Here is a 12,150-nt window from a genome sequence, read left to right as displayed (position 1 = left end):
ACTGTGGTATCAGTCCCGACAGTACCGGAAAATCCCGTGGCGGATATAGCCGCCGGTCATGGATATAGCGAGAAGCTGTATTGGGAGACCGGGGCGATAACGCGTATCATGCGAAGCCAAAAGTGTACCACAGGGTTATAATATGCATTTTCCCACCATTGAAGATTATGTCGGGCACACCCCTCTGGTTCGCCTGCAGCGTCTCCCCGGTGAGACGAGTAACGTGATTCTGGCCAAGCTGGAGGGCAACAACCCTGCCGGCTCGGTGAAGGATCGCCCGGCCATCAGCATGATTCAGGAAGCGGAGCGCCGGGGCGACATCAAACCGGGCGATACCCTGATCGAGGCAACCAGTGGCAACACCGGCATCGCCCTGGCCATGGCTGCTGCGATCAAGGGTTACCGTATGGTCCTGATCATGCCCGCGAACATGAGTGAAGAGCGTCGGGCTTCCATGCGGGCCTATGGTGCGGAGATCGTTACCGTTACCAGGGAACAGGGTATGGAAACGGCCCGTGACCTGGCCCTCAAGATGCAGTCGGAAGGCAAGGGTACGGTACTGGACCAGTTCAGCAATCAGGACAACCCCCTGGCGCACTACCGAACCACCGGCCCCGAAATCTGGGAGCAGACCGGCGGGCGTGTCACACATTTTGTCAGCTCCATGGGCACCACCGGTACCATCATGGGCGTGTCCCGCTACCTCAAGGAGCGCAACCCGGATATCCGCATTATCGGACTGCAGCCAAAGGAGGGCGCATCCATCCCCGGAATCCGGCGCTGGCCCGAAGCCTACCTGCCGAAAATCTACGATGCGGCCCGCGTCGACCAGGTGCTGGATGTAGGCCAGGAAGAAGCCGAGACCACCATGCGGGCCCTGGCTTCCGAGGAAGGCATTTTCTGTGGCGTATCCTCCGGCGGTTCGATTGCGGCGGCACTCAAGCTCTCGCAGCAGGTTGAAAACGCCATCATCGTGGCCATCATCTGTGACCGCGGCGACCGCTATCTTTCCACCGGTGTATTTCCTGGCGCCTGAACACGATTTTATCAAGAGACCCTACTATGAGCAGACGACGCAGGAAGGTTCTTCCTAAAGAGCCCGTGCGCTGTGAGATTGAAACGCTGAGCCATGATGGCCGGGGAATCGCCCGTCAGGATGGCAAGACCCAGTTTGTGGATGGGGCATTGCCTGGTGAAACGGTGATGGCGAAAGTAGTTTCGAGCCGAAGCAAATTCGATGAGCTGCGCACGGAAGAGGTTCTGGTAGCCGCCCCCGATCGCCAGACGCCGCCCTGTGAGTTTGCCGACCTTTGCGGTGGCTGCAGCCTCCAGCACATGAGTGGCGATGCTCAGATCGAGTTCAAGGAGAACACCCTGAGGGAGCATTTTGCCCATTTCGGGGGCATTGAGCCCGAGGAGTGGATTGAGCCACTGCGTTCGGAGGAGAGCCTCGGCTATCGTCGCAAGGCTCGCCTGGGTGTTCGTTACGTCAAGGCGAGGGAATCCGTTCTGGTCGGATTCCGGGAGAAACGTAACAGTTTCCTGACCGACATCGATCGCTGTGTGGTGCTGGATCCACGGATTGGCGATCGCATATTGCCCCTGCGCAACATGCTGCATGATCTGGAGGCCTTCAGCCGAATCGCCCAGGTGGAGGTTGCCTGTGGCGATGATGTGGCAGTAATGGTGTTCCGGAACATGGATGACCTCTCGGCCGATGATCGGGAAAAGCTCATCGCCTTTGGGCAGGCCCACGATTTGCATATTTACCTGCAGCCAAAAGGGCCCGACACCGTGCATCGGATCTGGCCCGAATCCTCTGGTCGGGATGATGAACAATTGAGCTACAGGCTGAAAGAATTCGACCTGACCATGAAATTTCATCCCATGGACTTTACCCAGGTCAATGCAGGCATTAACCGCGAGATGGTACACAGGGCCGTGGAATGGCTGGATGTTCAGCCGGGTGAGCGTGTCCTGGATCTCTTCTGTGGTCTGGGGAACTTCACGCTGCCACTGGCTCGAAGAGGAGGACAGGTTGTTGGTGTGGAAGGAGACGAGACCATGGTCGTGCGCGGTCGGGAAAACGCGGAACTAAATGGTCTGGAAAATGTCGCTTTCCACGGTGCCGATCTGCATGGGGATTTCACCGGCCAGAGCTGGGCGAAGGAGGGGTTCGACAAGATCCTGATTGATCCGCCCCGTTCCGGTGCCGAGGAAATCTGCAAGTACCTGACTGCCTTCGGCGCCCGGAAGATAGTCTATGTCTCCTGTAACCCGGCTACCCTGGCACGGGATGCAGGCGTTATGGTGCGCAACGGCTATCGCTTGGTGCGCGCGGGTGTGATGGACATGTTCCCCCACACCACCCATGTGGAATCCATCGCGTTGTTCGAGCGGGATTCCGGCTGACGATGTTGTGGGCAGTCAGGGGTGGCTGCGGAAACCATCAGGAATAACAAGACTGATATGGTAAAAGTTCGCGAAGACTACGCAATGACTGGCGATGGCCAGGTGGATATCGAGGGGTGGGTACACCAGATAGCCTCGCAGACCCACCTGGAAGACCCGGATCAGTTTCGGAAGGCCTGCGAAAAGGCGGCCGAGATTGATCTGCAGGCGTTCCGGCAGGACCGGCAGTGGGCGCCGGGCTCCAGCAGCTTCCGGATCGGCATCGAGATGGCTCAGGTGTTGGCGGAGCTGCACCTGGATCAGGCCAGCCTGGTGGCAGCGATTCTTTACCGCGCGGTGCGGGAAGAGCGTGTTCCGCTTGAGATGATACGCAAGGAGTTTGGCGACGAGGTGGCAGGCCTGATCAACGGTGTGCAGCAGATGGCGGCTATTTCGTCCATCCATCACCCGCTGAAAGGGAACGTCCTTGGCCAGAGTGAAGGCCAGTTGGACAACGTCCGCAAGATGCTCGTGACCATGATCGACGACGTCCGGGTTGCCCTGATCAAACTCGCCGAGCGGACCTGTGCCATTCGGGCGGTCAAGGATGCTCCGGAAGAAAAGCGCATGCGCGTGGCCCGGGAAGTGTTCGATATCTACGCGCCCCTGGCCCATCGTCTTGGCATCGGTCACATCAAGTGGGAGCTCGAGGACCTGTCTTTCCGCTATCTGCATAGCTCCGCCTACAAAAAGATCGCCAAACTGCTGGACGAGAAGCGTCTCGATCGTGACGGCTACATCAAGCGGGTTCTCGAAACTCTTCAGACCGAACTCAAGGCCTACAGCATTGAGGGTGAGCTGTCCGGCCGCGCCAAGCACATCTACAGCATCTGGCGGAAAATGCGTCGCAAGGGCATCGATTTTTCACAGGTCTACGATGTCCGCGCCGTGCGTATCCTGGTACCGGAAGTGCGCGACTGTTATGCGGCCCTGGGTATTGTCCACACGTTGTGGCGCCACATTCCGAACGAGTTTGACGACTACATAGCCAACCCCAAGGAAAACGGTTACCAGTCTCTGCACACGGCGGTGATCGGGCCGGAGGGCAAGGTCATGGAAGTGCAGATCCGAACCCACAAAATGCATGAGGAGGCGGAGCTGGGCGTCTGTGCCCACTGGTTGTACAAGGGGATGGACAAAGGCAACAAGTCCACGGGGTACGATGCCAAGATCAACTGGCTGCGCCAGGTTCTGGAATGGCAGGAAGAGCTGGGTGACCTTTCCGGGCTGGCCGACCACCTGAAATCCGATGTGGCTTCAGACCGGGTGTATGTCTTCACGCCCGAGGGCCATGTGGTGGATCTGCCCCAGGGGGCAACGCCGGTGGATTTCGCCTATCGGGTTCACACCGAAATTGGTCATGCCTGCCGTGGTGCGCGCGTAAACAGCCGTATTGTGCCGCTGACCTATCCGCTGAAAACCGGCGATCAAGTATTTATCCTGACCTCCAACAACCCGGCTCCCAGCCGTGACTGGCTCAACCCGAGCCTTGGTTACATCCAGACATCCCGGGCCCGGGCCAAGGTGACACATTGGTTCAAACAGCAGGATCGTGGCCGCAATATCATCGACGGCCGCGCGATCCTCGAGGACGAGTTCAAGCGCCTTTCTCTGTATGACGTGGATCTTGGTGAGCTCGCCAAGAAGGTCAATTATCACAGTGCGGAGGACATGTTTGCCGCCACGGGTGCTGGAGACCTTCGCCCCACTCATGTCGCCAATATGGCCCAGCAAATGCTGGAGCCCAAGTCCGAACAGCTGGATCTGAAACTCAGCACCCAGCGCCGCAAACCCTACGATACCGAATCCGATATCCAGATCCTGGGTGTTGGCAAACTCAAGACCCAGGTGGCGAAATGCTGTAAACCACTGCCCGGTGATGCTATCGGTGGCTATATTACGGTCGGTCGGGGCGTTACGGTACATCGTCAGGACTGCCTGACATTTCTGAACCTGAGTGAGTTCGAACCCAATCGGATCATTGAGGTGAGCTGGGGTGGACGACCGGCGGCAGTTTATCCGGTTGATATCGAGATCGAAGCCTATGACCGGTCCGGACTGCTGAGGGATATCACACAGGTGCTGTCGGCCTCCAAGAGTGACGTGCTGTCGCTCAATACCCTGAGCAACAAGGACGAGAACACGGCCACCATGACCGTGACCGTGGAGATTTCCAGCCTGGAGCAGCTGGCGCGGTTGCTGGCACAGATCCGTAACCTGCCCAATATCATTGATGTAAGGCGTAAACGCGGATGAGCTATACCATCGACGATCTGAAAACCCTCATGGCCCGGCTCCGGGATCCGGAGACCGGCTGTCCCTGGGATACCAGGCAATCCTACAAGACCATCGTGCCGCACACGCTGGAGGAAGCCTACGAAGTTGCCGATGCCATTGATCGTGAAGATTACCCGCACCTGAAAGATGAACTGGGAGATCTGCTGTTCCAGGTCATCTTTTATGCCCAGATCGGACGTGAAGACGGCCACTTCGACTTTGACGGCGTGGTCGATCATCTGGTTCAGAAACTGGTGCGTCGGCATCCCCATGTTTTTCCCGAAGGCACACTGGAAAGTCGCATTGATCCTGATAAGCGGCCGGATGAGGCCTGGATCAAGGAAAGCTGGGAGCGAATCAAGGCCGAGGAGCGGGCAATGAAGCCGGCACCGGAAGCCGGCGGTTCGGTAAGCCGGCTTGATGGCATTGCCCGGACGCTGCCCGCAATGGCTCGGGCCGAGAAGCTCCAGAAACGGGCAGCCCGGCACGGATTCGACTGGCCGGAGATCGGCCCCGTTTTCGACAAACTCCATGAGGAAATCGATGAGCTCAAGGAGGCCTGGGAAGCTGCGCAGACTGGCACCGGCGATCCCGATGCCGTTGAGGATGAGCTCGGCGATCTTCTGTTCGTCTGTGTGAACCTGGCACGGTTCATGAGAGTTAACCCTGAGCAGGCTCTCAATCGGACCAACCACAAATTCGATGCCCGCTTCCGGGCGATCGAACGTGTGCTTGAGAGCGAGGGCCGCGACATGGACGAAGAATCACTGGAGGCGCTGGACGCCGTCTGGCAGGCGGTGAAAGGCGTAGAGCGGGACTGAACAGGGCGGGCCGGTAGGTACAATCCGTTACCAATTTTCTCGTCCCCGGACCGACGGCTTCGTCTACACTTCCGAAAACGGACGCACAGTTTTCGTGCGCCGTGCGCCATCAATAAGATGCAGGAGTGAAGGCACCATGAAAATCAAAGATCTGGTCAACTACTGGGACAAGCATGCACGTGGTCGGCTTACCCGAGACGCATACTTTGCGGCGTTGTCTGACCAGCATCACAAACGCCTCGAAAAGCTCGCAGCGCTTTACCCGATGAAGTCACCTCAGGATCTGATGCGGGATCTGATTTCTGCAGCACTGGACGAGATGGAAACCAGCTTTCCATATGTTCAGGGCACTAAAGTGGTGGCTTACGATGAGGATGGCTTCGAGATCTACGAAGATCAGGGCCTGACTCCAAAGTTCGTCAGCCTGAGCCAGAAGCACATCCAGCGCCTCAAGGCCCGTCAGCTGGAATCAGTCGCCTGACGACACGGGCAGCGAACGCTGCCCGTCGCTAACTACTTATCCTTCCCTTCCAGTTTGTCCTTCAGTGGGCTCTGGCGAACCAGATCGTCCAGCGCTGCGCCAATCATGTCGTTCAGAATATCGCTTTCACTGCGGTCCGGGTAAAGCTCCGCCAGTGCAGACACGCGTGCAGCATCTTCCAGCGGCAGACGCAGGTTGTAATCGTGGGTGCGTTCCACGGGTTCTTTTTGGGTTTCCCAGTGTTTGGGCAAATCAGTGACCTTCATGACAACTCCTTGCAGCTACAGGCTTGAATCGCCAATAGACTTTCTTGACTGTTCCTTAGTATCGTAAGTTTAGTTTGCCTCCGTCAATTCAAAAGGACGCTAATGTGACTGAGCTACATCCCGAACTCCGAGAAAGCGTACGAATGCTGGGCGATCTGCTGGGCCAGAGCATCCGACGCTATCCCGGACAGGAATGCTATGAGCTGATCGAAGAAATCCGTGCGGCGGCCAAGGCCGACCGTCGCCAGGAAAGCGGTTCAGGCCAGCGGCTGGTGAATCTGCTGGGCAAGCTGAGAGATGACGAACTTCTTCCTGTGACCCGGGCTTTCAATCAGTTCCTGAATCTCGCCAACCTCGCCGAGCAGTACCATGGCATTCGCCGAAAACGTGGTCACCAGTCTGATCTCATGGTCGAATCACTAGGCGAGGTCTTTGAGCGGCTCAAACAGGGCAGCGTCACCCCCGAAGAACTGCATCAGCGGGTCGTGGATCTGCGCATCGAATTCGTGCTGACGGCACACCCCACCGAAGTGGCCCGGCGTACCCTGATCATGAAATACGACGAAATGTCGGAATGCCTGGCACGGCTGGACCACGACGACCTGATGCCGGCCGAGCGGGAAGAGATCGTTAACCGCCTGTCCCAACTGGTAACGGAAGCGTGGCATACCGATGAGATCCGCCATGAGCGACCAACCGCAGTGGATGAAGCCAAGTGGGGCTTTGCGGTGATCGAGAACAGTCTGTGGCAGGCTTTGCCACAGTTTCTGAGGAGCCTCGACACATCTCTGGAGGATGCGACGGGGAGGGGGCTTCCCCTGCAGGCATCACCTATCCGGATTGCGTCATGGATGGGCGGTGATCGCGATGGCAATCCGAATGTTACCCACAAGGTCACCCGCCGGGTCTTCCTGCTCGGCCGCTGGATGGCAGCGGATCTCTATCTTCGGGATATTCAGGCGCTGCGGGCCGAACTGTCCATGTGGCAGGCCAGCGACGAGCTCAAGGCCATTGTTGGCGATTCCCGGGAGCCCTATCGCCATGTGCTCGCCGAACTTCGTGAAAGGCTGATCAAAACCCGTGACTGGGCCGAGGCGAGCGTCAATGGCGAAACAGCGGACGCAAGCGGGATTCTTTTTGAGAACGAGGATTTCACAGCCCCCCTGGAGCTCTGCCATCGGTCGCTGGTCGAGTGCGGTCTTGAAGATATTGCCAATGGCCCGCTGCTGGATACCATCCGGCGGGCGCACACCTTCGGCCTGCCGCTGATCCGGCTGGACATCCGCCAGGAAGCGAGCCGCCACGCAGAGGCCGTCGCGGAGATGGTCGATTACCTGGGGTTGGGGGATTACCTGTCCTGGTCAGAGCAGGAGCGCCAGGCGTTTCTGGTGCAGGAGCTTCAGGGCCGACGTCCGCTGGTCCCCCGCAATTGGGAGCCGTCTGAATCGGTCGGGGAGGTGCTGGCAACCTGCGAAGTGGTGGCGCAACAAACCCCGGAAGCCCTGGGTTCCTATGTGATTTCCATGGCTAGCAAGCCCTCTGATGTGTTGAGTGTTATTCTGCTGCTGCGGGAATCCGGGATGAAGTTTCCTATGCGGGTCGTCCCACTTTTTGAAACCCTGGATGATCTGCGAGGTGCGCCGGACAGCATGTCGGCACTGTACGAGGTCGAGTGGTACCGGGAGTATTGCCAGGGCCGGCAGGAAGTCATGATCGGCTATTCGGATTCCTCCAAGGACGCCGGCCAGCTGATGGCGGCCTGGGCCCAGTACCAGGCACAGGAGAAGCTCACACAGGTTGCCCGCCAGTATGGTGTGCATCTGACCCTGTTCCACGGTCGGGGTGGCACCGTCGGCCGCGGCGGTGGGCCCGCCAACCGGGCAATTCTGTCCCAGCCGCCGGGCTCGGTAAACGGCAGCTTCCGGATCACCGAGCAGGGGGAAATGATCCGCTTCAAGTTTGGTTTGCCCCGCCTGGCGGTTCAGAGCCTGACGCTCTATACCACCGCGGTGATTGAAGCCACGCTGGCCCCGCCTCCCAAGCCAGAGGACAGTTGGCGGGAAACCATGGACTGGCTCACCGAGCGGTCTCTGAAAGCCTACCGGGATGTGGTTCGGGAGAATCCGGATTTCGTGCCCTATTTCCGGCAGGTCACACCGGAGCAGGCCCTGGGTAAACTGGCTCTTGGCAGCCGGCCGGCCCGACGAAAGGCCACCGGCGGCGTGGAAAGCCTGCGGGCCATACCCTGGATTTTCGCCTGGACCCAGATGAGGCTGATGCTGCCCAGCTGGCTTGGCAGTGATGTCGCGCTTGAGGAAGCAGCCCGGGATAACCGGCTTCCAGTATTGAGGGAGATGATGCAGGGCTGGCCGTTCTTCCGCACCTACGTGGATATGCTGGAGATGGTGCTGACCAAGGCGGATCTGCGCATCGCCAGCTATTATGAGCAGACCCTGCTGGACGATGAGCGGCTGAAAGCCCTGGGTGAAAACCTTCGGAGCCGGCTCCAGGGGTGCATTGAACGGCTTCTGGAACTCAAGAAGCAGACGGATCTGCTTGAGGGCGAACCCGTATTCGCGCACTCTATGCGGGTGCGTAATCCCTACACCGATCCACTGCATTACCTGCAGGCTGAATTGCTGCGGCGGGATCGGGAAAGTGAGGGCAAGGGTGAGGTGCCGGAACTGGTGGAACGGGCCCTTAAAGTCACCATGGCGGGCATCGCCGCGGGTATGCGCAACACCGGCTGATCAACGTGCGCTGATCATAGCGCCTGGTAATAGTGCCGAAAATAGTGCCGGGAAATAGTGCGAGAAAAGGCCGGGTAGCCTGGTCAATAACAAAGAACAAAGGGAGTAAGCTGTGGCTCTGGCTGCACGATTGGAACGTTTTCTTGCCCGCAAGGGCATCAGCTATCGAGAGCTGCCAATTGATCAGGTGACCAGCCTCGATGCGGCGGTTATGGCCTCGGGCCTGTCGCAGGACGCCTTTATTCAGGCCACTCTCCTGATCGATATTACCGGTGTCGTGATGGCTGTGCACAAGTTCGACAGTTCCCTGGATCCGGATGCAGTCCACCAGTTGACCGGTCGGCGTCTTCAGCCGCTGACCGCACGTCAGACCATGCGTCTGTTCGGAGATTGCGATCCCGGCTTCACGCCACCCATCGGGCAGGCCTACGAACTGCCCGTGATCGTGGATGAAGATGTCATGCAGGCAGATCAGGCTGTGTTCTCCAGCGGCACTGATCATTCCCTGATAGAAATGGATGGCCGATCACTCCGGCTGGCACTGGCAGGTGCCAGGGAAGGACACCTGGTTATCCGAGGGCCCGGCAATGGTAACCGCGAGGCGCTGACGCTCGAGGAAGTGGCCGACAAACTCCAGAAACTCTACCGCCTGCCACCTATGCCGGCACTCGCGCTGCGCATTTTACGGCTGACCGCCAATACCGACGCCACCGCCCGGGAGCTTGCCGAGCTAATCGAGTTTGACCCGAGTCTGACCGCTCAGATCATGCGCTATGCCCGGTCCGCACTGTTCAATTATCCCGGCCAGATCAATTCAGTCCAGGAAGCGGTCACCCGCGTTCTGGGCTTTGACCGTGTGGCTCACATCGCCCTGGGTATTGCCTCCGTTCGCGCCTTTGAAGTGCCGCGCCAGGGGATTCTGGGTATGGATAATTTCTGGCGCCATTCGCTGTATTGTGCGTTCCTGTGTCAGATCATTGCACCCCGATGCGGCGCCGAGAAAGGGTTGGGTTATCTGTGCGGCCTGTTGCACAACTTCGGCCTTTTACTGGTCGGGCATCTTTTCCCGGCAGAATTTGATGAACTCAATGAGCTTCGCGAGGCCAATCCCGAAGCCAGCATGCACTCTCTCGAGCAACAGGTGTTCGGGCAGGGCAATAGTCGGGAAATCCTGTCGGTGGGCCATGGCGCCATTGGCGGGATACTGCACCGTTTGTGGCAACTGCCGGATCCGGTGGTCAAGGCGGCCGGTGTTCATCAGCAATCCGGTTACCACGGCGAGCATGAGAACTATGTCTTGATGGTTCAGTTGGCCAATGCCCTGCTGAAAGACCGTGGTATTGGTGACGAATTCAACCCCGACGACGTGCCGGCTTTGCTGGAAGGCCTGGGGCTGCGGCCGGATGTCATGGAAGAAGTGAATGCAGAGCTGGATCGCGTGGCTCCGGATCTGGACGCACTGGCCAGCTCCCTGTCATCCTGACACCCTGTCGTTATTCGCTGGGAAATGCGCACTTCCGGTGCATGATACGGAGGTCGACTTTCTCTGACGTGGCTGACTTCGTATAATGCGCCTTCGCCGGTTTCGGCTGACACCTGTCCCGGGCAGGAGAGGCTGTCGCAAAGGCACGGGTTTTTGCCACAGCTTTTCAAATGATAATGACTAAAACGGGAGCACAGCGTTATGCGAATCATCATGTTAGGCGCACCGGGCGCAGGCAAGGGAACTCAGGCCCAGTTCATTACTGAACGGTTTGATATTCCCCAGATCTCCACCGGTGACATGCTGCGGGCGGCGGTAAAAGCCGAGTCCGAGCTGGGCAAGCAGGTCAAGGAAGTCATGGCGACCGGCGGATTGGTGTCTGACGACATCATCATTGCGCTGATCGAAGAGCGCATCCAGCAGCCGGACTGCAAGAACGGTTTCCTGTTGGACGGCTTCCCCCGGACCATCCCCCAGGCCGAGGCCTTGAAAGACCAGGGTATTGCTATCGACTACGTGGTTGAAATTGCCGTCGATGACGAAGAAATCGTCAGTCGTTTGTCCGGCCGTCGTGTGCATGAGGGCAGCGGTCGCATCTATCACGTGAAATACGATCCGCCCAAAGTAGAGGGCAAGGATGATGAAACCGGCGAACCGCTGGTTCAGCGTGAGGACGACAAGGAGGAAACGGTTCGCAAGCGTCTGAAAATCTATCACGATCAGACCGCACCGCTGGTCGGCTACTACCAGGACTGGGCATCGAAAGACTCTTCAGCGGCCCCGAAATATGTCCGCGTGGAAGGCGTTGGCAGTCTGGACAACATTCGCGACCAGATCCTGTCTGAGCTCAAGTAAATCACTGGCATCCTGACCTGAGGTTTCCTCACCTGTGAAACTGTTGGCACTGGATACGTCATCAGAGGGCTGCTCGGCAGCCCTTCTTGTTGATGGCGAAATTTCCGAACGCTTCGAGCTTGCCCCCAGAGGTCATACCCGGCTGCTGATGCCAATGGTGCGGGAACTGCTGGAGGAGAAAAAACTGGCTCCGGCAGAGCTGGATGCACTGGCGTTTGCCTGCGGCCCCGGCTCGTTCACCGGTGTAAGAATCGCAACCGGCGTCGTACAGGGTCTTGCCTGGGGGCTGGATATCCCGGTGGTGCCCGTCTCGTCACTAGAGGCGGTTGCCCTGGGCGCCATTGATGCTCTGGACGTCCCCGAGGACACCGGCATTGCGGTGGCTTTCGATGCCCGTATGGGAGAGGTTTATTGGGGTTGTTTCGCTGCGCGGGCAAGACTCCCGGTGCCGCTGGCGCCGGAACAGGTCTGTCCTCCGGAGGCGGTGACGCTGCCCGCAGGTACTGAACGCTGGTGCGGAGCAGGCCCGGGCTGGCAGTATCGGTCCAACATGCCGGCGGAGGTATCAGAGCGGGTCGAGACCATCGACGAAACCCTGGTGCTCCGTGCAGCCTGGGTTGCGCGTCTGGCGGCGATCGCCTGCGAGCAGGGAAAGGCGGTGCCAGCGGAGCAGGCTCAGCCGGTGTATATCAGGGATGAAGTGGCCTGGAAAAAGCTGCCTGGCCGATAGTCGCGACGCTTGCCTGTTTTAATCGGGGCAAGCCGG

At 58.7% G+C, this 12,150-nt stretch carries 10 protein-coding genes; 9 read left to right on the top strand and 1 reads right to left on the bottom strand.

Going from position 1 to position 12,150, the window contains the following annotated elements; genetic code table 11:
• The first annotated feature begins 142 nt into the window (after positions 1-142).
• The 5 genes from cysM (at position 143) to CFT65_RS16040 (ending at position 6,030) form a co-directional block, all read left to right on the top strand.
• Positions 143-1,036 (top strand): cysteine synthase CysM, encoded by an 894-nt coding sequence (gene cysM, locus CFT65_RS16060; protein WP_088829067.1) that lies wholly within the window; start codon positions 143-145, stop codon positions 1,034-1,036.
• Positions 1,037-1,062: 26 nt separating this feature from the next.
• Complete coding sequence (gene rlmD, locus CFT65_RS16055; protein WP_088829066.1) at positions 1,063-2,412, top strand: 23S rRNA (uracil(1939)-C(5))-methyltransferase RlmD; 1,350 nt, start codon at positions 1,063-1,065, stop codon at positions 2,410-2,412.
• Between the two features lie 57 nt (positions 2,413-2,469).
• On the top strand, positions 2,470-4,707 hold the full coding sequence (relA, locus tag CFT65_RS16050; protein WP_088829065.1) for a GTP diphosphokinase: 2,238 nt from the start codon (positions 2,470-2,472) through the stop codon (positions 4,705-4,707).
• Positions 4,704-5,549: a nucleoside triphosphate pyrophosphohydrolase gene (mazG, locus tag CFT65_RS16045; protein ID WP_088829064.1), complete on the top strand. Its 846-nt coding sequence runs from the start codon at positions 4,704-4,706 to the stop codon at positions 5,547-5,549. Before relA ends, mazG begins: the two co-directional genes overlap by 4 nt.
• Before the next feature lie 136 nt (positions 5,550-5,685).
• Positions 5,686-6,030 (top strand): pilin assembly protein, encoded by a 345-nt coding sequence (locus CFT65_RS16040; protein WP_088829063.1) that lies wholly within the window; start codon positions 5,686-5,688, stop codon positions 6,028-6,030.
• A gap of 32 nt (positions 6,031-6,062) precedes the next feature.
• On the opposite strand, the gene CFT65_RS16035 is transcribed toward CFT65_RS16040, so the two are convergent.
• The gene (locus tag CFT65_RS16035) at positions 6,063-6,296 is read right to left on the bottom strand and encodes a hypothetical protein (protein ID WP_088829062.1); all 234 of its coding nucleotides are present in this window, start codon (positions 6,294-6,296) and stop codon (positions 6,063-6,065) included.
• 104 nt (positions 6,297-6,400) lie between these two features.
• Here CFT65_RS16035 and ppc point away from each other — a divergent pair, with 104 nt between their 5' ends.
• From ppc to tsaB, 4 genes are all read left to right on the top strand, one after another.
• Positions 6,401-9,046, top strand: coding sequence for a phosphoenolpyruvate carboxylase (ppc, locus tag CFT65_RS16030; protein WP_088829061.1), 2,646 nt, complete (start codon positions 6,401-6,403; stop codon positions 9,044-9,046).
• Between the two features lie 112 nt (positions 9,047-9,158).
• On the top strand, positions 9,159-10,529 hold the full coding sequence (locus tag CFT65_RS16025; protein ID WP_088829060.1) for an HDOD domain-containing protein: 1,371 nt from the start codon (positions 9,159-9,161) through the stop codon (positions 10,527-10,529).
• A 201-nt stretch (positions 10,530-10,730) separates the two neighbouring features.
• Positions 10,731-11,384, top strand: coding sequence for an adenylate kinase (adk, locus tag CFT65_RS16020; protein WP_088829059.1), 654 nt, complete (start codon positions 10,731-10,733; stop codon positions 11,382-11,384).
• Positions 11,385-11,418: 34 nt separating this feature from the next.
• Positions 11,419-12,114: a tRNA (adenosine(37)-N6)-threonylcarbamoyltransferase complex dimerization subunit type 1 TsaB gene (gene tsaB / locus CFT65_RS16015; protein WP_088829058.1), complete on the top strand. Its 696-nt coding sequence runs from the start codon at positions 11,419-11,421 to the stop codon at positions 12,112-12,114.
• Positions 12,115-12,150 lie beyond the last annotated feature (36 nt).

This window comes from Marinobacter sp. es.048 (assembly GCF_900188435.1).
Lineage (GTDB): Bacteria > Pseudomonadota > Gammaproteobacteria > Pseudomonadales > Oleiphilaceae > Marinobacter.
This window is presented reverse-complemented; position numbering and strand designations above follow the sequence as displayed.